Here is a 22,169-nt window from a genome sequence, read left to right on the forward strand (position 1 = left end):
CGCCACGACTCGGCCGCAGTCCCGGGCCTCTGCTTCCGCACACCTGATTACAGGCGTTTTCGCGGCCTCGACTGGGGAGCTGCAGCCGGCGGAACAGGTCGAGGCCGGCCTCGCGCTCGTCGGCCCAGGCATGGCGGCCCCGGAGCGTCTCGCGCTGGCAGTCGTGTGAAGGACTCGGCGCGTGCGTCGTCCGCCGAGCTGCCGACGGCGACGCGGATCCGTCTGTCCAACCTGCGCGGCACCACCGCGCTGTCCGTCGGCGCAGTCGACGTGACCGTCGGGTCCAGCGGTGCCGCTGCGGTACCAGACACCCACCGCACCGTGACCTTCGGCGGATCCGGCAAGGATCCGGGTCAAGCCCCGAACGTCCACAGCAGGTTGGTGCTCTGCTGCCACGTCCACTGCTTGGTCACGGCCCCTGCGGCGACCATGCCGCCGCCGTCGAGGACCAGTCCCGTTTCGCGGTTGGCGATCGAGTACTGGCCTTGGCCGCGGTGGGTGATCCGCCACTGTTGGGTGTTACTGCCGTCCCATGGCTTCTGTCGGGCCGCGTCACCGTTGCTGGTATAGCCCCAGCCGTCGGCGACCATGCCGTTGGTGCGGTTGACGAGCCTGTAGTAGCCGTTGCCGAGTTCGATTGCCTGCCACTGGAGATTGGCGTGGTCGATTGACTCCCACTGCTTCAGGTTCGAGCCGCTGGCGACATTGCCGCCGCTGTCCAGCGCCAGGTGATTCGTGACGTTGGTCAGGCGGAAGTACCTGGCGGGGTCGAACATCACCTTCAGCGAGGCGATGACGTCGTTGTTGCCAGTCACCCGAAGGTCGGGGGTGTTCGAGGTGAACGTCCAGGCGGTGCCGGTGAAGTTGTCGCCGGAATAGCCCGTCACCTGGTAGCCGTCGGGTACCAGGATGGAGGAGGCCGCGGCGGGCCCCAGGCCGGCGGCGGACAGCTGGGAGGAGGTGTAGCTGCCCAGCGGCAGGACGGCGCGGGCACCCTGATAGTTGACGTTCTGGAACACCATCGCGGACACCCTCACGGGCATGCCCTGGACCTCGACGCACACCACGGAGTCGTTGGCGTTCGGCGCGGTGGCCGGCACGGTGACGTTGATCTGGTCCGTGACGGTGTAGGGGAGTGAGACCGAGGGGTTGTTCATCAGATAGACGCGGCTGATCGTGTTGTCGATCGCCGGGATCTGGAGCTGGCCGTTCGTGGGCCAGGTGAAGACGTGGGCGAAGAGCTTGCCGTTCTTCTTGGTGACCTTCCCCCATGCGGGTTCGGTGGCGAACGGGCTGCCGCTGGTGCCGTGAATGCTGTCGCTGTGCGTCGACATCCATGAGGCCAGGCCGTTGAGGATCGTCTGGGTACCGGCAGTGACCGAGCCATCGCCCTTGGGGCCGATGTTCAGCAGGAGGTTGCCGTCCCGGGAGACCACCGTGACGAGCTCCTGGACGACATCCTTGACGGATCTGTACGAGTTCTCCCTCGACGCGTTGTAACCCCAGGCGCCGTTCATGGTGGCGCACCGCTCCCACGGCCGGCCCATCGGCTTGCCGGGTATCCCGAACTCCGCGACCGCGTAGTCGCCGAGACCGTGGTCCCGCTTGACCCGTTCGTTGACGATGAGGTCGGGCTTGCGGGCGATCAGCCAGTTGTAGAGGTCGACGCCGTCCGACGTCAGCCACCAGTCCTCCAGGGTGGGGCTGGAAGGCTCGGCGAACCAGTCGCCGTCGAACCACAGCAGTGCCGGGTCGTAGCGGTCCAGCAGTTCCTGAAGGTGCGCCTTCATGTCGGCGATGTAGGCGGTGCGGGCGGCCTGCGAGGACATCGTGGTGAGACCGCTCTCGTGACGGTCGGTCTGGGAGGGGTGGTTCCAGTCGAGTATCGAGTAGTACAGGCAGAACTTGATGCCACGGCTCTCGCACTCGGTCTTGAGTTGCATGAGCGGGTCCGTCTGGATGCCGCCGAAGTCGCACAAGTTGTACTGCTTGGTGCCGGTGGTGTCGGTGAAGCCCGCGACGTTGGAGTCCCACATCGCGTAGCCCTCATGGTGCTTGGAGGTGATCACGAGGTACTTCATGCCGGCGTTCTTGGCCAGTTCGGCGATGGCGGCGGCGTTGAACGCGGTCGGGTTGAAGTTCTTGGTGACCTGGGTCTGGTAGTCGGACTTGCCCCACTGCTCGCTGTCGAACGCCCATTCCCCATGACCGAGGTGCGAGTAGGACCCGAAGTGGATGAACATCCCGAACCTGGCCTGGTACCACCAGTCCATCTTCGAGGGGACGGTATACGCCTCGGCGGTGGCGGGCCACAGGACCTGCGGCAGTCCGAAGGTCGCGATTCCTCCGGCCAGGGCGGCGGCCTTCATCAGGGAGCGTCTGCTGAGGGGAGCTGAGGACATGGTGCGGCTCCATGTGTGAGGGGGAGGGAAGGCAGGGCGCTACAAGCGGAACGCCGGCCTGGGCACTCTGCTCCGCGTCGTACCAAGAGGAGACATCGGATGGATTTATATGAGTGCGGTGGTGGCCGTGTCTAGAGGTGAGACGAGAATCCCTGGCCTGAAGGACTCTGTGGGGGATTCCCCATGAGGTGGGAGGCGTAGAGGTTCGGCTACACTTGACGAGGCCACGCTATACATCGGATCTTTTGAGGGGTGTTGGCACCGGAACCGTGGCCGCGCTGGCCGGGCCGGAGAGGAAGCTCCGGCGGGCCTCGGTCGCCTCCGTCGCGGGCATACCCGGCGGGAGTGCACCGGCCCAGGGATGAGAGCCGGGGCCCCGGCCGCGCTGTGGGGCCACTCTGTGGTGATCACGTGAATTCGGTGGGGAATGGAGACGCGCTGGTGCCGGCATGGGACGAGACGGCGACGTCGCCGGTCGTCAGGCTCGAGGAACTGAAGCGGCTCGGAACGCCGGGCACGCCGCCGCCGACGCGAGCCGACGGCACCGCACCACCCTCACCGTGAAGAGCCCGGAGTCCGGTTCTGTGTGTCTTCCGACGGGCCCGGACCGGGACGGCAGGTCCGGAACGTCAGGGGCTCCTTCGGGCTTCCTTCAGGTGACTGCGTTGGGCCGGTGTCACGGCACGATGCCGCGGGCTCGTTCCGTCGTTCGTCGTCGGTCGCAGGCATTCGATGAGGTAGTCGCCGGTCTCGGGGTCTGTGGTCACGCCGTGGGTCTCGCTGCGGAATCCGGGGAAGTGGCGGTCGAACGATTCCAGGGCGGTGAGGTAGCGCAGCAGGGGGCCGTCGGGGGCGCCGACGCTCTCGCCGGGCATGAGAACGGGGATGCCGGGAGGGGTGACGGTGACCATGGCGGCGGCCACCTGGCCCGGCGCGTCGGTCAGCCGCACGCGGTGCGTGCCGCCGCGGATCAGCCGTTGATAGCACAGCTGCGGCGGGGCGACGGGTTCCGGCAACTGCCGGAAGGCGGTGTCCAGCAGGTCGACGAGGCGGGCCGAGCGCAGGTGGTCGTGCATGTTCTGGCACAGTTCGCGCAGGGTCCGGCCGGCGTAGCGCCCTGGGTGCTCGGCGACCAGCGCGGGTAGCACGCGGTCGAGGGGGGCGTCCTCGTCGTAGAGTGCCTTGAAGTCCATCAGGGCATCGAGGAGCGTGCCCCACTTGCCCTTGGTGATGCCCATGGAGAACAGCACGAGCGTGGTGTAGCTGTCGGTTTTCTCCACGACGATGTGACGGGTGGCCAGGTAGGCGGTGAGCACCCGTGCCGGGATGCCCCACTCGGCCGTCTCACCGGTCGCGTCGATGCCCGGACAGGTCAGGGTGACTTTGATCGGGTCGAGCATGCAGTAGCCGTCCGTCAGCGCGGGGAACCCGTGCCAGGAGGCGCCGGGCTCCAGGTGCCAGCAGGACGGCTCCGTGCGCAGCAGGTCGGCGGGTGCCTCGTCGAACGGCAGTCGCGCGCCGGTGCCCGGATCGGTGACCGTCTCGGGCTGCCACACGCCGAAGAACCATGGCGGCCGGTCGCCGGCCTCCTCGATACGGCGGCGGATGCGCACCACCTCCTGGCGGAACCGGACTGCCTCGGTCACGGCCTCGTCCAGCAGCCAGCGGCCCTGCGGACCGTCCATCATCGCGGTCGCCACGTCCAGCGAAGCGATCATCGGATAGAGCGGGGAGGTGGTGCCGTGCATCATCAACGCCTCGTTGAACCGGTCGTGTTCGACAGGCGCCCTGGGAGCGGGCCTGACGTGGACCATGGCGCTCTGCGAGAGCGCGGCCAGCAGCTTGTGGGTGGACTGCGTCGCGAAGACCGTCGGCCGGTCCGGGCCGGGGAAGGTGTCCGCGTCCACCGACATGCCGTACCGACCCGCGTAGAGCGGGTGAAAGCGGGCGTACGCGAACCACGCCTCGTCGAAGTGCAGCCGGGGAGTGCTGGGGGCGAACGCCCGCGCCGCCACCGAGGCGTCGTAACACAGGCCGTCGTAGGTCGAGTTGGTGAATACGGCGTACTGGGCGTCCGGCGACACGGCCTGCCCGGTCAGCGGGTTCGCCGCGATGCGGGCCGCGACCGAGTCCGCCGCGAGTTCCGCCGGAGGCAGTGGTCCGGCCAGGCCATAGCCGTTGCGAGTGGGGATCAGATAGACCGGGCGCGCGCCGGACACTACCAGCCCGTGCAGCACCGACTTGTGGCAGTTGCGGTCCACCAGCGCGATCTCGTCGCGGGTGACGCTGAAGTGGCCGACCACGCGGTTGCAGGTGGAGTCCCCGTGCAACACGAAGTAGGTGAGATCGGCGCCGAAGACCCGGGCCGCGTTGCGCTCCGCCTCGCCGATCGGGCCGGTGTGCTCGAACAGCGAGCCGAGTTCCTCGACGGAGATCGACAGGTCGCTGCGCAGCAGCCGTTCCCCGAAGTAGTCGTGGAACGCCCGGCCCGCTGGCGACTTCAGCAGGGCGACACCGCCGGAGTGGGCCGGGGTGTGCCAGGAGTACTCGTGCGCGTCGTCGAAACGGCGCAGCGCCCGGAAGAAGGGTGGCAGGACGGCTTCCCGGTACGTACGGGCGGCGGTGGTGATCCGGCCCGCGATGAAGCCGGGAGTGTCCTCCAGCGGCCACACGTACCCCACGATCAGTTCCGACACCCACAGCGGCAGGTCGCGTACGCCGTCGCCCGTCATGACCAGGAAGACCGGCAGGTCCTGGAACCGCCGGCCGATCGAGCGCAGCACCGCGGCACCCCCCGGCTCGCCGTCCTCACCCCCTCGGCCCGGAAGGTCCCAGGCGACCAGCGCGGCGGTCAGCCCCGCCTCTGTCCGTAAGACCGCTTCGGCGTCGGCCACATCGACCGCCCACCGGACGTCGAACCCCCGCGCTTCGGTCGCCTCACCGATTTCGGCCCATTGCTCCGAACCGACCCCCTCGCCCCGAGGATGCTCCCGCACCGCGACCAGAATCCTGCTGTCCGCCATGAGACCTGCCTTCCCGGCGGCCCGTACCGCCGCCCTGGCCCAGTCTCCGAGAGACCCGCCGGTCACGGAGGCGGGCGGCCGTAAACCACCCGCACGACGGAAAGACGTCGGCCCGTGCTGGTGCGGGGGCATGACAGCGACAAGCTGCGGGTGGGGCCGTGCGCCGGCGGTGCTCGCTCCAAGGCCGCCGCACGGTGGACAGGCCCGAGTGGTGCCTACGTGCGAGTCCGTGCTGGTCCGCTGCTTGTGCGGCGGCACATAAGAAGGCTGCCTCACTCCGGGCCGGCGAGGCGCGCATGGGTGTCCGTCACCACGTCGAGGTACGGGGCCGCGAGTCCTGGTTCGTTCTCGGCGATCGCCCGCCACAGGGGAGCCGCTTCCGCGATGGCGTCTCTCGCCCTGTCCCGTTGGGCGTTCGCGAGCAGCCGGGTCCTGGCGTATGCGTAGAGCGCGAAGGCGAAGTGGTCTTGGTGTGCCGCATGGTGGCGGGCGACCAGTTCGCGGCTCAGGGAAACCGACCGAGCGGTGGCGTCCAGGGCCTCTGTGTGCCGCCCGGCCTCGCTCAGCCGCAGGCCATGATGGGCGAGTGCCCAGACCAGGACCGGTTCGTCGGCCGCGGCTCCGCTCGTCGCCACCTGCTCGGACACGGCCAGTGCCTCCGCGGAGACGCCGAAGGCCTCGTCACGCGCCGACGAGCCGAGTGCCAAGAGGCGGCCGAGGTCGACCAGCATATGGGCCAGCGTTCTGGCGTGGGCGGGATCTGCGCCCGCCAGGTCGCGGGCGATGCTGACGGCCTCTCGGGCGTGCGCCAGGCCCTCGGCCGACCGGCCCCCTTCTACGAGGTGCACGCCCAGGCCGGAGCGGGCCAGGCCGCGGACGACGTCGCGTCCACCGGTGGGGGGCATGGCGTCCGCGACAGCGGCGGCCCGTCGCAGGGTCTCCTCGGCTTCTCGCCGGCCGGCGTTGTGCTGGAGGCAGCCGAGGACCCACAGCGAGTGCGCCAGCGGACCCTCGTAGGCGTCGTCCCGCCGCGCGAGGTCGTCGAGCAGTCCGGCCGCCTCCTCGGAGACGGGCAGCGCCTCGGCACGCCGTCCCGCCTCGATCAGGTACGTCGACAGGCAGGACAGGGCCGGGAGCAACTGGGGGGAAGGCCCGGCGGATCCGTCCCCGGACGGCTGTTGGAGCGCGGTGACGGCTCTGCGCATGACGCGCGCCGCGTCGTCCGGGCGGCCTGCCGCGGAGAGCTGGATGCCGAGCACGAACAGTTCGTCGCCGGACGCCGGAGCGGAGCCGGCGTCCTGCTCCCGCTCCAGCAGGCGGCCACTGAGCTGGATGGACTCCTCCAGCGTGGTCAGTGCTTCGGCCGCCTGCCCGGCCTGGGACTGCATGAGCCAGAGACCGGACAGAGCCCTGGAGAACTCGCGTGCGTACCCGTCCGCGTCCTCCTGTGCGAGACCGCGGCACAGTTCCACCGCTTCGGCCGCCGCGGCCACGGCGTCCTGCGTCCGTCCCATGTCGCTCAGACTGTGCATCCTGGCCAGCAGGGCGCTCGCCAGGGCGGACCGCGACCTGCCGGCCGGATCCGCCGTCACCGGACGGCGACGGATGCGGACCGCTTCGTCCAGCGCTGCCAGGGCCTCGTCAGGTCTCCCGAGGGTGTTGAGCCGGCGGGAGAGGTTGTTCAGAGCGCAGGCGAGGTCGTCGAGCGGGGCGTCGGGGCGCTGCCTGGCGAGCTCGCGGTACAGGCCGACCGACTCCTCGCCGGCCCGCAGGGCGTCCTCCGGGTGCTCGGTCTCCTCCAGCTGGGTGGCCAACGTGTCCAGGCTCATGGCGAGATCCGCCCTGAACGCCCCAGGTTCCGCTGCGAACAGGGGCCGGTAGAGGCCGACCGCCTCCCGGGCGGCCTCCATTGCGTCCGCCGGCCGCCCCGCGTCGTTCAGCCGGTGGGCGTAGGTGTTGAGGGAGTTGGCGAGCCGGTGCCCGAACCCGGCGGGTTCCTGCTCGACCAGGCGCCGGTAGAGGCCGACGGCCTCGGCGGCTCGTGCCAGGGCTTCGTCCGGCCGTTCCGTCTCGGCGAGGTCGATGGCGAGGGAGTGCACGCTGAGCGCGAGGTCGGCGAGGTATGCGCCGGGGCGTTCACCGGCCAGTCGGTACCGGATCTCGACGGCCTCCTCGGTCGCCTCCAGCGCGGCTTTCGGCCTGCCCGCGAGGTGCAGGCAGGTGGAGTGTGTGCCCAGGCTGCGGGCGACGCCGTTGCGAAAGGCGTCGGGGCGATGCTCGGCCAGGGACCTGTAGCAGGTGACGGCCTCCCCGCTCACCGACAGCGCCTCCTCGACGCGTCCGCACTCCATCAGCCAGATGGCCCGGTTGTTCAGGGCGGCGGCAAGTTCCGGCAGGGCGTCGGCGCCGCGTTCCGCGGCCAGGTCACGGCGGATGCCGACTTCCCTGTCCATCGCTGCCAGCGCCGCCTCGGGGCGGCCCAGCTCGCCCTCGGCCTGGGCGAGAGCACTCAGGCCGTGGGCCAAGCCGGACTGGAACTCGTGTGCATCCGGCCGCGCGAGACGCAGTTCACCGTAGATCTCCACGGCTGCCCGGGCGCGTACCAGGGCCTCTTCCCGCTTGCCCAGGGCGCGCGCGGTCAGCGACAGGTTGTGCAGGACGGCGGCAAGGTGTGGCCGGTAGGCCGCCGGATCGTCCTGCGCGAGCCGGCGGTAGAGACTGACGGCCTCGCCGGTGGCCTCGTACGCCTCCCGGGTCCGCCCCACATCACCGAGGCGGCCGGTCAGACGCCGCAGCATCAAGGCCAGGCCGGGCAGACAGGCGGCGTCCTCATGAGCCCGCTTGCGATGGACCTCGACGAGCCGCTCGGTCAGCTTCGCAGCCAGTGGGCCCAGTGCGTGTGTCGGTCGTGGCAGGCGGTCGGCCAGTTCCAGCAGGTCCTCCGGTCTGGCATCCGGCTCGTCGGCCAGCCGGTCCAACGCCGACACCAGCGGCTCCGGCCGCTCGACCTGTGTGGCGACGTCGATGGCAGGCTGCGCCAGCACGTCACGACGGCGCATGCACAGCTCTGTGAGAGGTTCGTCGAGGGCGTCGCGGTGGGCGGGGTGAGCGGCCGCCCGGGCGTAGACGGTGAGCAGTTGGGCGATCTGGGCGTCAGTGAGGCCGTGTGGCTCGCGGGCATCAGCCGTCATGCCGCCGAGCAGGTCCTGCGCCAGGCCGTGGTTCTTGATCAGCCGCTCTCCGACGAAGTACTCGGCCAGCCGGTCCGGCCGCAGGGATCCCCACGCCCTGCCGTCGCGGGGCGGGTAGAGCGCGGCGATCCAGCCAGTGAGGGCTCGGTGGCACGCTCGTCCGCGGTCTCTGAGGTAGGAGATACGGCCCAGCAGGGCTTCCGCCTGGTAGAGGGTCTCGGCGTTGCACAGGAAGGCCGCGGCGAGGGCGTCCTTGCGGGTCTCCTCGTCCTGCTCCATCAGTGGGTGCTGCTGGGCGGCGCTCGCCCAGTACTTGGACTCATGGTCGAGCAGTCGTCTTTCCACGCGCACGGCCTTGCGGCCGACAGCACCCACCGGCTTGGCCGCGGCCCCCGACCGGGTCGAGGCGGCGCGGACGGCCTCGTCCAGGAGGTCCGCCAGAGCGGTCATGTGAAGGGTGAGTGCCGTGTCCAGCCCGGGGCCGCCCAGCCGGTCGGGTCGGCGCCGCACCGCACTGGTCACCGTCGCGGCCACCTTCGGCCATGTGTGGTGCTCCTGCCCGCGCACGGTCGACAGGGCCAGGGCCAGATGCTCCACGGCAGCCCGGTAGGCCTCGGCACGGCCTTCGGGATGCGGTTCCAGCGGTGGCAGCGGGGTTTCGATCATGTCGTCGAGGAGGTCCCGGGTGGCGCTGTTCGCCCGCCGCGCGGGCTGCCACCAGTCGTCGTCGGCGGTGCGGGAGAGCAACAACACCTTGAACGTGGGGACCGCGTGGGCCACGATCATGGTGAGCAGGGCGGTCAGCTGCTCGACACGTGTCTCGGCGTAGTCGAGCACCACCAGCAGCGGAACAGCCGTGTCGCCGAGCGCTGCTACGTCCTCGGCCTTCGCGTCGCTCTTCAGCCACAGCACCGTTGAACGCTCGCTCTCCAGCCGGGCCGTCAGTTCAAGGGCCAGACGGGTCTTGCCCTGCCCTCCCGGCCCATGCACGAGACGCACGTCGAGGCCGGGCTCTGTGCACCACTGCTGCAAATCCGCGAGCAGTTCTTCACGACCGCGGAAGGGAACCACAGCGTGCTCGGCCTCCAGCAGCGCCGCAGGCGAGGCCGGTAAAGTCCGCGCTGCGAGGCGGTCCGTGGTCCTGGACGAGAGGCCCGCCCACTCCGCCGGTTCCAGTACGGTCCCCACTTCGTGCTCCGCCAGGATCCGGCGGAAGCCGTCGTGGCTGAGCAGGACGTAGGCCGGCGCCACTTCCAGCCGCGTGTGGGCGAAACCGCCGAAGTCCGTGCTGATCACCCCGGTGAGCAGCGCGTCACAGAACATGGCCGCGCCCGACAGGCCCGCCCAGGGCGAGACCGTCCGCCCGGACGAGTCGGTGCATGGAGCGACCCGTTCCGTAAGGCGCATGAGATACCGGTTGTTGACGGAGCGGTCCGCGCGGTTGACGGTTCCCTCCTCGTGCATGAGCTCCACCGCCTGCTGCTCCCGCTGGACGAGGGCCGGCAGGCCCGAAGTCTCGCAGCCGGTCTTGGGCCGGTGGGTGACGAGCCGCCCCCACCGGACGGGTGCAACCGGCCGCGGTACCCCCTCCGCATCCGGATGCTTGTCGTCGAAACGCAGGAGGGCCGCGTCGTCGCGTCCCCCGGGCGTGCCTCGCCAGACCACCGTCGCGGCGTACTGCCCGTCCTTGCCGGGACGGAAGAAGGTCGCCGCCCCGCCCACCGCCGGCACGACGTGTGCCGAGGTCAGGACGAGGCCCGGGGCGATGACGTACCCCGACCCCAGACCCTCCGGCCCGTCCACCCCGACCACCAGATCATCGTTCACCATGATGTCCCCCGTACGTGAATCGCCCGTGCCCAAGACGGGCCCGGCCCTTTGCACCCTCGTTGCGTCAGTCCTCCAAACGGCCGGACACGTCACCCGGCCCCGCAGCCGTCAGCCGCCGTCTGCGGATCAAGAGGTCCCCGTCGGGCCCCTGCGGCGTCAGCGCCACCTTCACCCGGTGCGTACGGCCCCGGGCCAGTCCCGCCTCGCCGTCACCGGAGACCACCCAGGCCCTGAAGCCCGCCTTCGCCTTGACGTCCTGGCGGAGTTCGACGGTGAATTCCAGTTCGATCGGACCAACCTGGAAAGTGATCTCCTGCCCGCTGCCACGGGCCGCAGCTTCGGTCAGCTCGTCGCGCAACGCCGCCACCGCGGCCGCCAGTTCAATTTCCATGCGCCTGTGTCTCCCCCCAAGCATGGCTGCAGACATGCCCCGGCGGCGCTCCGCCGAAGACCCTACAGACAGTACAGGCGCGGCCACGGAGAGAGAGGTGTAATCCGCTGACAGGGGGCGCGGGGCGGGGCTCGGAGCAGTACGGGGCGAACGGGGTGGTGACCGATGCATCGGGCGAGGCGGTCGACGAGTACGTAGCTGGGTGCCGTCGCAGCGATGAGTCTGCCGGCCCCCGCAGGTCTACCTCCTCAACGAGACAACCAACTCCTCGGGAGTAAGACATGGGCCTCATCCACATCGAGCTGTTCGCAACCCTCGACCTCGTCGGGCAGTCGCCCGGCGGCCCCGACGAGGACCCGGTGGGGTTCCCGTTCGGCGGCTGGCAGGCCCCCCTGCTGGACGAGGCCGCCGGGGCGCAGATCGGTGCCGCGTACGAGGGCACGGACGCCCTCCTGCTCGGCCGGCGGACGTATGACATCTTCGCCGCCTACTGGCCGCACCAGGAGGGCGGCCAGGACAACGAGATCGCCACGCTCTTCAACAGCGTCCCGAAGTACGTGGCCTCCCGCGGCAAGCCCGACCTCTCGTGGGCCGGATCCACGCAGCTCGGCCCGGATCTGGCCGGTGCGGTGCGCGAGATCCGTGACCGGCACGAGCACGTGAAGGTCGTCGGGAGCCTGAACCTGGTGCAGACCCTCCTGCGGGAGAAGCTCTTCGACCGTCTCGACCTCTGGGTGCACCCGATCGTGCTCGGCGTCGGGAAGAAGGTGTTCGACGGTGGCGCGGTGCCCACGAACGTCACACTCCTCGAACCTCCGGTGGCCGGTCCGAAGGGCACCGTGTACCTGCGCTACGGGCTCGCCGACGGCACGCCCGGGACGGGGGACATGAGCGCACCCGATCGCGGTGTCGGGCGCGACGACTGAAGCCGCTCCGCGCCCGTCGCCCTGGTTTTCGACACCTTGGTATGGTGCGCGGGTTGCACCTCTCGAAGAGTTATGGCTGCGCTCAGGGGAGAGGGGCCAGGCGACGATGCAGGCGTCAGTGGTGCCGCGTGCGGTGGCCGCGGCCATGTCGACTGCCTCATCACTCGCCCTGACCGTCGACGACGCGATCGTTCTTCATGACTCGAACAAGCTCACTCTGCGTCTGCTGCCTTGTGACGTCCTGGCCCGGGTGGCACCTGTAGCGCATCAGGTCGCACAGTTCGAAGTCGAGCTTGCTCAGCGGCTCGCCGAACCCGGGTGTCCTGTGGCGGCTCTCGAGCCTCGAGTGGAGCCACGTGTCCATGAGCGTGATGGCTTCGTGGTCACGCTATGGACCTACTACGAACCCGTGACACCTCAAGAGGTCTCACCGGCCTGCTACGCCACAGCGCTCGAGCGGCTGCATGCCGGCATGCGCAACCTCGACGTCCCGACGCCCCACTTCACGGATCGAGTCGAGCAGGCTCAACAACTCGTGGCGAACCGCGACCACACTCCCGCGCTCGCCGACGCGGACCGGGAACTGCTCGGCGACACGTTACGAAGCCTGAGACGCGTGATCGGCGAGCGCGGCGGCACCGAGCAGCTGCTGCACGGCGAGCCGCACCCGGGCAACGTGCTCGCCACGGAGAACGGGCCGCTGTTCATAGACCTTGAGACCTGTTCAAGACTTGCTGCGCGAGTGCCGGATCCTCGTGCTGGCGTTGATCACAACGTGGCGCTGGGATCGAGGCGACCAACTACCGAACGGGCGCCGGCTGGGCACAGAGTGGCTCAGTCAGATCCGAGCAGCACTCGATCGCAACGGCCTGCATACGCAGGGCTGATCGCGCACCGTCGAGGTCGTGGCCGGCTGGCTTTCGATGTCGGGATCTACCGTGACCCTGGCCTTGGCCGGTCGTGGGCGAGATCCAGTCGTAGGCGTACTACCTCCATGACGGAGAGGACCACTTGGTTTTGTCATCGGGATCCGACACCACTTGTCGCTCAGGGCCGACGCCTCGTTTCGCCGGAGGGCGATGTCTGTGAGTTCTGGCAACGCCCGGAGGCTTGCGGTGGGAGTATGGACGTGCTCTGCGGGATGAGGCTGCGATGGCGCCATCGAAGTCCAAGGTCGACTTGTACGCGGCGATCCGCCGTGATGCCCGGGCAGGGATGTCGTACCGGGCCTTGATGCGTGAGCACGGAGTCGGATTCCGTACGGTCAAAGCCGCGTTGGAGTCGGTCTGGCCGGCGCCCCGGAAGAAGCCGAGACCTCGCGGGACCCGCCTGGACCCCTACAAGCCGTTGATCGACCAGATGCTGCGGACGGATCTGGATGCGCCGCGCAAACAGCGACACACCGTCAAGCGAATCTTTGACCGGCTCCTGGACGAACACGGAGCTGATGCGGTGACCTATCCGATGGTCAGGGCCTATGTCGCCGACCGGCGCCCCCAGATCGCCCAAGAGGCGGGCCGTGGGGTGACGCACGCGTTCATTCCGCAGTCCCACCGGCCGGGGGCCGAGGCGGAGGTGGACTTCGGTGACGTGAAGGTGCGCCTGGCCGGAGAGCTGGTCACCTGCTTCGTGTTCGCGATGCGCCTGTCGTATTCGGGCAAGGCCGTGCACCGCGTCTTCGCCTCCTGCGGCCAGGAGGCGTTCCTCGAAGGCCACGTCCACGCTCTCAGCGTGCTGGGTGGCGTGCCGGTGGGCAAGATCCGCTATTGATGAGCTCGGCTATATGGAGCTGGACCGCAGGGGCGCCGAGCTGCTGTTCCAGGTCCTGACGGAGCGTGAGGAGAAGAACAGCGTCGCCATCGCCTCCAACGAATCGTTTGGAGGGTGGACGAAAACATTCACCGATCCGCGGCTCTGCGCGGCCATCGTCGACCGCCTCACCTTCGGCGGGAACATCATCGAGACCGGCACCGAATCGTACCGGCTCGCCAGCACCAGGGCGGCCCAAGCAAGGGGCACCGCCCCGAACTGATCACTTCTGGCGCACCGCCCGTGGCCGGCCTCTCGTGCAGGTTTGAGTGCGTGGTTGTGGACCTGCGAGGACGCTACTGGGGGGTAGCCGTGGGCTGCAGGTACCGGCTAGGGTCGCAGTAAGCGATCGCTTAGCCGCTTCGGTGCAGGACGGTGGGCAGCAAAGAGGCAGGGAGTCTGATGCCGGTCATTGATGCGTGGATGCAGCACCCCACACTCCGTCACTCCAACCACGAGATGTTCGAGTCGTTGCGCCGGTGGACGGGGCGGGGGCTGTTGGAGGAGCCGTTGCCGGTCAAGGCCACGGTGGCCGCGATGGCCGCGGCCGATGTCGAGATCGGGCTGTCGGCAGCCTGGTACGGGCCCGGGGGGCCGCTGATCAGCAACGATGAGGTTGCCGAGTTCGTCACCCAGTCCGACGGGCGGCTGCGCGGGGTGGCCGGCGCAGGTCTCACCCGGCCGGTCCAGGCGGTTAGGGAACTGCGCCGTGCGGTGGAGGAACTCGGTTTCGTGGCCCTGCGGATCGTGCCTTGGCTATGGCAGCTCCCGCCCACCGACCGACTGTATTACCCGCTGTACGCCGCGTGCGTCGACCTCGGCATTCCCTTCTGCACTCAGGTCGGCCACACCGGCCCGCTGCGGCCGTCCGAAACCGGCCGCCCCATCCCCTACATCGACCAGGTCGCGCTCGACTTCCCCGAGCTGACCATCGTGTGCGGGCACATCGGGTACCCGTGGACCACGGAGATGATCGCGGTGGCCGACAAGCACGCGAACGTCTACATCGACACCAGCGCCTACACTGTTCGCCGCTACCCACGCGAGCTGGTCGACTACCTTCGCGGCCGGGGCCGCCGGAAGGTGCTGTTCGGCACCAACTACCCCATGATCACACCCGGTCAGGCGCTGGAGGACCTTGGTGAACTGGGCTTGGACGAGGAGACCACCGAGTTGTTCCTGTCCGGCAACGCCCGACGAGTCTTCAGCCTTTGATCACACCTGGTCAGCTGATCTTTTTCCCGCGTCATGGCACCGGAAGTCCCGGCCGACGGTTCCCCCGAGAGATCAGGAACGCTGGGCCGTCACCATCGAGGTGGTCCGGGAGAAGCCTGACAGGGGAGGTGCCGGCTGATTTGGGCAGCGGGGGAGTTCAGCTGGCAAAGTCGGGCACTGAGTGTGCAGTCAGACGGCTCGCCTGGTTCTACAGGTCGGCTACGAGAAGCCGGTAGCCGACATCGAGTGCCTCTTGGTCGAGCAGGTCGGCATGGCGTTGGTGCCACCGGCCGGAGGACAGGTCGTCGGACAGCAGGGCCAGGCCAGGCTGGATGACTTCGTCGCTGATCTGGGCGAACATCGAGATACCGGCCCGGACCTGCGGATCGAGGTATGCCTCGGGTCGGCGCCAGAAGGCGGCGAGGAATCCGTCGGTGCAGTCGTGAGGGATGGGGACCGTCTCGATGCGGGCGCCTCCCAACAGCGTGACCAGCCGGTCGACCGCGACCGCTCGTGTGTCGTCGAACGCGGCTGCCTCCGGCAGGTACTCGTCCAGCAGCCAGAACCTGTGGTTGATGTCGGGGTCGAAGGTGAAGATGACGATCCGCTGCCGGGCGATGCGGCGGAGTTCCCCGATGCCGGCTTCCAGGTCGCTCCAGTGGTGCACGGTTAGGAGGGCCATCACCGCATCGGCCGAGTCGTCAGCAAGGGGGATCGACTCCGCGGATGCCTCCAGGGCCCGCGCGGATCCGGCCGGCCGTTGGGCGATCATCACTGCGCTGGGTTCAACAGCCAACACGGTCTCTGACGGTTCGTAGGAGCCGGTGCCGGCCCCCACATTGATCACGGTGGCGGCACCACCGAGGGCCTGATGGATCCTGGCGGCGATTCGGGGGTCCGGTCGCCGGGTGTCAGCGTAGGTCGCACCGATGCTGTTGTAAGTCGCCACACCTTGCAGTATGCCCTTCCCGCTGGCACGGAGAGAGCCCGCAGCGTTGTCAGTTCTCATCGATATTTTCGAGTTGTTTGATCGCCAACTGCTACCCGAAACCGTCGACAAACGTTGCCCGCTCCCGCTGACGAAACCAACCACTCGTCGCTTGCGGTCATGGTCGGCTACGCCGGCCAGCGTTTCCTCCATACGGGCGGAAGCCGGGGTGAGCAGGTGCGGGTGCGGCCCTCACTCGGCAATCGTCGCGCGACCGCGCCTGCCTCTCAAGAGCTGCCGTCGTCGGAGAGATCGCGCGCCCGTCCACGTGCTGACGGAGCTCGGGGCGCGTCCGGCGAGGACCCTGTGGTGCAGCTGGTTTCACGGCGACGAAGAACGCGTGCGCCGGACTGCCGCCAGGCCGCCGCGGGGCACTGAGAGATGCCGCTGTTCGGCTCCGGCGCGGCTCACGCGAGGGTCCGCGGAAGTCGCACGGTGAACGTGGTCGACCCCGGTTCGCTGTCCAGACTCACGCCCCCTCCGTGTGCATGTGCCACCGCCGCGACGGACGACAACCACCACCAGGCCGCCGGACGGGCCCAACAGAGCTGGGGCACCGTGTTCGCCGACGACTCGCGGGCTGCCCCCGACCGTGCGGACCGGTGCCTAGCCGGGTGGTGTCGGTGACGAGGACCGGTCGAGGCGTGAGCGGTGCCGTGTGTGCCCCGGGCGGCCCGCGGGCCGCTGGTCGCTCGGGGGCGGCAGATACGGTCCCGGTGCCGGGTCCGCACCGTGCAGCAGGGAGGGCCGGCCCGGCCGGCCGCGGTGCTCCGCGGCGTAACAGCGGATCAGGGGGTGCATGGTGTACGCGTGCGGGCCGTCCTCCTCCAGCAGATGCTCCCGGACGAGTGCGCCCAGAATCCGTTCCGCCTCCGCCGGGGTGCACAGCGCGTGCGCGGCGAAGTCCTCCGCCCGGAACGCGTCGGAGGGGACCGAACCCAGACAGGGGAAGACGAGCTGCGCCTCGACGGGCAGGGACGCGAACGACGTGTCCAGCAGGGCGCGGACGGAGATCGTGTCGGACGGGTCGGTACGCAGCATGTTCAGCGGCGAGCACGCGTCGAGTTGCCGGGCGGCCTCGGCCAGTCGGGCCTCGGGGCGCCGCTCCAGCCGGGCGGCGAGCACCTGGACGGCGTACGGCAGCCCCCCGCAGGCCTCCGTCAGCCGGGTGGCCGCCTCCGGTTCCGCCCGCGTCCGCGCCGGTCCGAGGAGCAGCGTGAGCAGTTCGGCGGCCTCGGGCGCGGGCAGGGCCGGCACGGTCAGCCGGTACGCGTCGTGGCGGACCACCAGACCGTCCAGGCGCCTGCGGCTCGTGACCACGGTGGCGCAGCCGCGTCCGCCGGGCAGCAGTGGCTCGACCTGCTCGGCGCCGGCGGCGTCGTCGAGCAGCAGGAGCAGACGCCGCTGCGCGACGACGGACCGCCACAGCGCGGACAGTTCGTCCCCGTCGCCCTGGGCGGGCGAGACGGAGATGCCGAGGTGGCGCAGACAGCGGGCGAGTGCGGTGGCCGGGGCGAGCGGGGCGCGCTCGGGATCGCTGCCGTGCAGGTCGACGTATAACTCGCCGTCGGGAAACTCCTCGCGGGCCCGGTGTGCCCACTGCAGGGCGAGCGCGCTCTTGCCGACGCCGGCCAGACCCTCCAGAACGACCGTGCCGGGCGGGCCGAAACGTTGCGCCAGCATGCCGTCGAGGAGGTGCAGCTCACGGGTGCGGCCGGTGAACGTGCGGCTGGCCGGGGGCAGCTGAGCCGGACGGGCCGGCCCGGGGATGCTCGGAGCGGGCTCGGCGAACGAGGTCTGACCCGCCGGACCGGCGACGGGCATGCCGGTCGCCCGGAGCAGCTCCTGATACAGCTCCTGCGAGGCCGGGCTGGGATCGAGGCCGAGTTCGTCGGCGAGCAGCCGTCGGGTGCGGTTGTAGCGGGCGACGGCCTCGGCGCCTCTGCCGCAGCGATGCAGGGCCGTCATCAGATGCCGTAACGACACCTCGTCGTAAGGACGTTCGTTGGCTACGGCCTCCAGCTCGGGCAGCAGGGTGACGTGGTGACCGGCGCGCAGTTCGGCCGCGTGGCACTCCGCCAACGCGGCGGACCGCTCGGCCGACAGGGCCTCCCGGACGGCTTCCACCCAGGGGCCGGTGAGACCGAGCAGGGGTTCGCCGTGCCACAGGCCCAGCGCGGCACGGTAGCGCTCGGCGGCGAGCAGGGGATCGGAGGTGCAGACGGCGCGGGCGGAGGCGATGAGACCGCGGAAGCGGTGCACATCGACATGGGGCGGATCCACGCGGGCCATGTAGCCCCCGGACGAGCGGACGATGGCCGGTTCTTCGGCCTCCGCCGGGAGCTTGGGCAGCAGCCGGCGGATCCGGGCGACATAGCTGTACAGGACCGCACGGCCGGTCGGTGGCAGGGCGTCGTGCCAGACGCGGTCGAGCAGCGCGTCCACCGGGATGACCCGGTTGGCGTCGATGAGGAGGACCGCCAGCACGCACTGCTGTTTCGCGGGGCCCAGACTGATCTGCCGAGGTCCCTGACGTGCGGTCATGGCTCCGAGTAGGCGGAAGTCGAGGTCTGCGGCCACAGTCGTCCTTCGTCGTGGGGGTCTGACTGGTCGGGACCACTTCGCGCCATCAGAACATGCGACCGAGCCGTCACGGTAGGTGGCACCCGCCCCAGTGCCGCGCGGAGGGTATGTGATCAGCCATTGCAGATTTGTGCCAGGTTCGTTCAAGACCGGTCGGACAGGATGTGCGGACCTACCGGGCATAGTGCAGGGCTGACGCGGCCCGCTGCCCGAAGGGATGGGGGACACCTGTGGGTACCGATCTGAACGGAACCGGCGTCGAGCCGGCCGGCCTCACCGCGGGCGAGCGCATCATCGTCGACGGAGTCGCCGAGTACTACTGGCAGAACGACGGCATGCCACACGAACGCGGCCGGGTCATCGGCTGGCTCATCATCAGCGACCCGGTCGAGCAGACCACCGCCGAACTCATAGCCCGCCTCGGCACCACCCGTGAGGCCATCGACCGCGTCGCCGACCAGCTCGTCCCCGCCCACGTGATCTTCCGCAAGGACATCCCGGGCACCGACGAGTACGCCCTCTCCATGAACGACGAGTCCTGGCCGAACGCCGTCCTCGAAGTGTTCGCCAACATCCCGGAGTTCGACCGGATTCTGTGCGACGCCCAGGAGACGCTCAAGGACGAGGACCCGGAGCGCCGAGCCCGGCTCGACCGCACCCAGCAGCTCTTCGGTTTCATCGCCCGGGAGATCCCCACCGTGCTCACGACCTATGCGGAACGGGAACAGACCGCCGCCCAGGGCACGTGATCGCGGGCGGAGACACCCGGCCCCGGCCGGTCCGCCGGCAGCCCTCACCCGAACCCGACATCGTCCTGCGCCTCGCCCGGCTCGCCCCGGGAGAGGGTGAGGGGGCCCGCCAGGACCGCGCCCGCGTCCTTTCCGCCCCGGAGCGGCAGCGCGCCGAGAGCTTCCTGCGCCCAGCCGACCGCGACGAGTACGTCCTCGCCCACTGGCTGGTGCGCCACACCCTGTCCGAGGGCACGTCCGTGCCACCCGAGGACTGGGGCTTCACCCAGGGCCGGTACGGCAAACCCCGCATCGCCGAACGCTTCGGCGACGACCGCCAGTTCAGCCTCTCCCACTCGGCAGGCGTCTGCCTCGTCGCCCTCTCCACGGGCCGCCCGGTCGGGGTGGACATCGAACGGCTCGCGGTCGCGACGGCCAACGCACCGCCGCTGCTGCGCAGTTGCCTGTCGGCTGCCGAGCTGACCACGCTGTCCGCCCTTCCGGACGAGGACCAGCATCCCGCCTTCATCCAGCTGTGGGCGCTGAAGGAAGCCCTCGCCAAGGCCATGGGCCTCGGGCTGCGTCTGCCGTTCCGCGACGTCGACTTCACCTGGCGGGACGGGGAGCCCGTACTGCGGCCGACCACCGCCGTACCCGAGCCCGAAACGTGGACGTGCCACCACCTCGACGCCCCCGCGGGTCTGCGGGCCGCGCTCTGTGTGCGCGGTCCACGTCCCGCAGTCGTACCTATCCGAGGAGTACGCGCGAGATGACCACCCTGGACGGGTTCGCACCCGCCGGTGCACCGCAGGTCGCCGCCGAGGCGCTCGGCAGCGCCGCGTTCCGCCGCCGCCACGGTGTACGCCTCGCCTATGTCAGCGGCTCGATGTACAAGGGCATCGCTTCCGCGGCCCTGGTGGCCGGTATGGGCCGGTCCGGACTGCTCGGCTACTTCGGAACCGGCGGCCTGCGCCCGGAACAGATCGACGAGGCGATCACCCGCATCCACGCAGCCGTCGGACCGGATGGACCGTACGGGATGAACCTGCTGGCCAGCCCCGAGCATCCGCGCCGCGAGGAGCGCACCATCGACCTCTTCCTCGCTCGCGGCGTACGGCGCGTGGAGGCCGCCGCCTTCCTCCAGCCCAGCGCGGCCCTCGTCCGCTACCGGCTCACCGGAGCGTACCGGCGCGACGACGGGTCCGTGGCCGTACCCAACCGCGTGCTCGGCAAGATCTCCCGGCCGGAGTCCGCCCGCGCCTTCCTCGCACCGGCCCCGCCCCACCTCGTCTCGGCGCTTGTCGACGCCGGAGCCGTGCGCCCGGCGGAGGCGGCGCTGGCACCGCACGTGCCGATGGCGGACGACCTGTGCGTCGAGGCGGACTCCGGCGGCCACACCGACCAGCGGCAGCTGATCACCCTGCTCCCGGAGATCGTCCGGCTGCGGAACATCACCGGCACCGGGCAGCAGGTGTGCGTCGGTGCCGCGGGCGGCATCGGCACCCCGGAGGCGATCGCCGCCGCCTTTGTGCTGGGCGCCGACTTCGTGCTGACCGGCAGCATCAACCAATGCACGGTGGAGGCCGGCACCGCCGACGACGTCAAGGACCTCCTCCAGACGGCCGGCGTCCAGGACACCACGATGGTCCCGGCCGGCGACATGCTGGAGATCGGCGCTCGCGCCCAGGTGCTCGGCAAGGGTCTGTTCTTCCCGGCCCGCGCGAACAAGCTGTACGAGCTGTATCGGCGCCACGACTCCCTGGACGCCATCGACGCGCCCACCCGCCGCCAGCTGCAAGAACGCTTCTTCCGGCGGAGTTTCGAGGAGATCTGGCAGGAGACCGCCGCCCACTACGCCACCCGGGACCCGGCCGAACTCGCCCGTGCGGAGGCCGACCCCAAGCACCGTATGGCGCTGGTCTTCAAGTGGTACTTCGTGCACGCCACCCGACTGGCCATGTCCGGCAGCAGTGACCGGCGGGTCGACTACCAGGTGGCCTGCGGGCCCGCCATGGGAGCGCTCAACGGCTACCTCGCCGGTAGCGAACTGGAGAACTGGCGCGCCCGCCACCCCGACCGGCTCGCCGACCTGCTGATGACCGAGGCCGCCCGGCTGCTCCGGCGCCGGCTCACCGAACTGGTCCGTGACTGAACCGGTTCTCGCCCCAGCCGCCCGGCCCCGCGCGCGGACGCGCGCCCACCTTTCCCACGGAGTGACCGTCATGACCCTTGTCCACCTCTTCCCCGGCCAGGGCGCCCACCGGCAGGGCATGGGACGCGAGCTCTTCCCCCGCTATCCCCACCTGGTCCGCCGGGCGGACACCCTGCTCGGCTACTCGATCGAGGAACTCTGCCTGAACGCCCCCGCGGACAGGCTGACCGACACCCGCTACACCCAGTGCTCGCTCTACGTCGTCGGTGCCCTCGGCTACCTGGACCTGGTCCGGGAGAGCGGCGAGGTGCCCGACTACGTCGCCGGGCACAGCCTCGGCGAGTTCGTCGCCCTGTTCGCCGCGGGCGCCTACGACTTCCTGACCGGACTGGAACTGGTCCGGCACCGCGCAGAGGCGATGGCCAAGGCCGGGCCCGGCGCGATGGCCGCCGTCATCGGACTGACCGAGGACGCGGTGCGCGACGTGCTCGCCCCCCATCCGGAGGTCGACATCGCCAACCACAACGCCCCCACCCAGATCGTCGTCTCGGGCTCCGAAGAGGCCGTGGAGGCCGCGCGCCGCACCCTCGCCGCGCACGCCGAGGCCGTGATCCCACTCAAGGTCAGCGGGGCGTTCCACTCCCGCCACATGGCGGCGGCCGCCGAGGAGTTCGGCCGGGTTCTGCGCCGCCACCGCCTCGCCCCGCTGCGCATCCCGGTCGTCGCCAACACCACCGCCCGCCCGCACATCGACGCGGCGCTCGCGCACGAACTCCAGCGGCAGCTCACCGCGCCGGTGCGCTGGACCGACACCGTGCGGTTCCTGCTCGACCTGCCGGAACCGGACCTGCGGGAGGTCGGCCCCGGCCAGGTGCTCACCGGGCTGGTCAACAAGATCCGTGACGCGGCGCCGGTCGGCGCGGAGAGGTGA

The 22,169-nt window shown here is 70.0% G+C and carries 13 protein-coding genes and 2 pseudogenes; 9 read left to right on the plus strand and 6 right to left on the minus strand.

Annotated features, from left to right (window positions below; genetic code table 11):
• Positions 1-353 precede the first annotated feature (353 nt).
• The 4 genes from AC067M_RS13125 to AC067M_RS13140 all read right to left on the minus strand — a co-directional run bounded on the left by AC067M_RS13125 (position 354) and on the right by AC067M_RS13140 (position 10,837).
• The gene (locus tag AC067M_RS13125; protein ID WP_478697085.1) at positions 354-2,402 is read right to left on the minus strand and encodes an alpha-L-fucosidase; all 2,049 of its coding nucleotides are present in this window, start codon (positions 2,400-2,402) and stop codon (positions 354-356) included.
• A 629-nt stretch (positions 2,403-3,031) separates the two neighbouring features.
• Entirely contained in the window at positions 3,032-5,425 is a 2,394-nt protein-coding gene (locus AC067M_RS13130; protein ID WP_478697086.1) for an Orn/Lys/Arg family decarboxylase, read from the minus strand.
• A gap of 272 nt (positions 5,426-5,697) precedes the next feature.
• Complete coding sequence (locus AC067M_RS13135) at positions 5,698-10,446, minus strand: tetratricopeptide repeat protein (protein WP_478697087.1); 4,749 nt, start codon at positions 10,444-10,446, stop codon at positions 5,698-5,700.
• Positions 10,447-10,510: 64 nt separating this feature from the next.
• Positions 10,511-10,837, minus strand: coding sequence for a trypco2 family protein (locus AC067M_RS13140; RefSeq protein ID WP_478697088.1), 327 nt, complete (start codon positions 10,835-10,837; stop codon positions 10,511-10,513).
• A gap of 281 nt (positions 10,838-11,118) precedes the next feature.
• Here AC067M_RS13140 and AC067M_RS13145 point away from each other — a divergent pair, with 281 nt between their 5' ends.
• The 5 genes and pseudogenes from AC067M_RS13145 to AC067M_RS13165 all read left to right on the plus strand — a co-directional run bounded on the left by AC067M_RS13145 (position 11,119) and on the right by AC067M_RS13165 (position 14,787).
• A complete protein-coding gene (locus AC067M_RS13145; RefSeq protein WP_478697089.1) occupies positions 11,119-11,763 on the plus strand; it encodes a dihydrofolate reductase family protein in 645 nt (214 codons plus the stop codon).
• A gap of 106 nt (positions 11,764-11,869) precedes the next feature.
• A pseudogene (locus AC067M_RS13150) lies at positions 11,870-12,650 on the plus strand (phosphotransferase).
• 292 nt (positions 12,651-12,942) lie between these two features.
• Positions 12,943-13,533, plus strand: a complete 591-nt coding sequence (locus AC067M_RS13155; protein WP_478697090.1) for a transposase — start codon at positions 12,943-12,945, stop codon at positions 13,531-13,533.
• Positions 13,529-13,795: pseudogene (locus tag AC067M_RS13160) on the plus strand (ATP-binding protein); the annotation flags it as partial. The gene AC067M_RS13155 and the pseudogene AC067M_RS13160, both read left to right, overlap by 5 nt.
• Positions 13,796-13,974: 179 nt before the next feature.
• Positions 13,975-14,787, plus strand: a complete 813-nt coding sequence (locus AC067M_RS13165; protein WP_478697091.1) for an amidohydrolase family protein — start codon at positions 13,975-13,977, stop codon at positions 14,785-14,787.
• A 208-nt stretch (positions 14,788-14,995) separates the two neighbouring features.
• Here AC067M_RS13165 and AC067M_RS13170 read toward each other — a convergent pair whose 3' ends face one another.
• Complete coding sequence (locus AC067M_RS13170) at positions 14,996-15,736, minus strand: class I SAM-dependent methyltransferase (RefSeq protein WP_478697092.1); 741 nt, start codon at positions 15,734-15,736, stop codon at positions 14,996-14,998.
• 645 nt (positions 15,737-16,381) lie between these two features.
• Positions 16,382-18,319, minus strand: coding sequence for an AfsR/SARP family transcriptional regulator (locus AC067M_RS13175; RefSeq protein ID WP_478697093.1), 1,938 nt, complete (start codon positions 18,317-18,319; stop codon positions 16,382-16,384).
• Between the two features lie 269 nt (positions 18,320-18,588).
• Here AC067M_RS13175 and AC067M_RS13180 point away from each other — a divergent pair, with 269 nt between their 5' ends.
• From AC067M_RS13180 to fabD, 4 genes are all read left to right on the plus strand, one after another.
• Positions 18,589-19,107 (plus strand): hypothetical protein, encoded by a 519-nt coding sequence (locus tag AC067M_RS13180; RefSeq protein ID WP_478697094.1) that lies wholly within the window; start codon positions 18,589-18,591, stop codon positions 19,105-19,107.
• A complete protein-coding gene (locus tag AC067M_RS13185; protein ID WP_478697095.1) occupies positions 19,104-19,859 on the plus strand; it encodes a 4'-phosphopantetheinyl transferase family protein in 756 nt (251 codons plus the stop codon). The genes AC067M_RS13180 and AC067M_RS13185 overlap by 4 nt, the downstream gene beginning before the upstream one ends.
• A complete protein-coding gene (locus tag AC067M_RS13190) occupies positions 19,856-21,238 on the plus strand; it encodes a PfaD family polyunsaturated fatty acid/polyketide biosynthesis protein (RefSeq protein WP_478697096.1) in 1,383 nt (460 codons plus the stop codon). The genes AC067M_RS13185 and AC067M_RS13190 overlap by 4 nt, the downstream gene beginning before the upstream one ends.
• Positions 21,239-21,308: 70 nt before the next feature.
• The gene (fabD, locus tag AC067M_RS13195; RefSeq protein WP_478697097.1) at positions 21,309-22,169 is read left to right on the plus strand and encodes an ACP S-malonyltransferase; all 861 of its coding nucleotides are present in this window, start codon (positions 21,309-21,311) and stop codon (positions 22,167-22,169) included.

It is taken from the genome of Streptomyces sp. NPDC043427, from assembly GCF_056436655.1.

Coding starts and splice junctions, on each gene's coding strand:
- AC067M_RS13135 (WP_478697087.1), bottom strand. CDS start 10,446: ATGGTGAACGATGATCTGGTGGTCGGGGTGGACGGGCCGGAGGGTCTG.
- AC067M_RS13125 (WP_478697085.1), bottom strand. CDS start 2,402: ATGTCCTCAGCTCCCCTCAGCAGACGCTCCCTGATGAAGGCCGCCGCC.
- AC067M_RS13175 (WP_478697093.1), bottom strand. CDS start 18,319: ATGACCGCACGTCAGGGACCTCGGCAGATCAGTCTGGGCCCCGCGAAA.
- AC067M_RS13140 (WP_478697088.1), bottom strand. CDS start 10,837: ATGGAAATTGAACTGGCGGCCGCGGTGGCGGCGTTGCGCGACGAGCTG.
- fabD (WP_478697097.1), top strand. CDS start 21,309: ATGACCCTTGTCCACCTCTTCCCCGGCCAGGGCGCCCACCGGCAGGGC.
- AC067M_RS13165 (WP_478697091.1), top strand. CDS start 13,975: ATGCCGGTCATTGATGCGTGGATGCAGCACCCCACACTCCGTCACTCC.
- AC067M_RS13190 (WP_478697096.1), top strand. CDS start 19,856: ATGACCACCCTGGACGGGTTCGCACCCGCCGGTGCACCGCAGGTCGCC.
- AC067M_RS13130 (WP_478697086.1), bottom strand. CDS start 5,425: ATGGCGGACAGCAGGATTCTGGTCGCGGTGCGGGAGCATCCTCGGGGC.
- AC067M_RS13145 (WP_478697089.1), top strand. CDS start 11,119: ATGGGCCTCATCCACATCGAGCTGTTCGCAACCCTCGACCTCGTCGGG.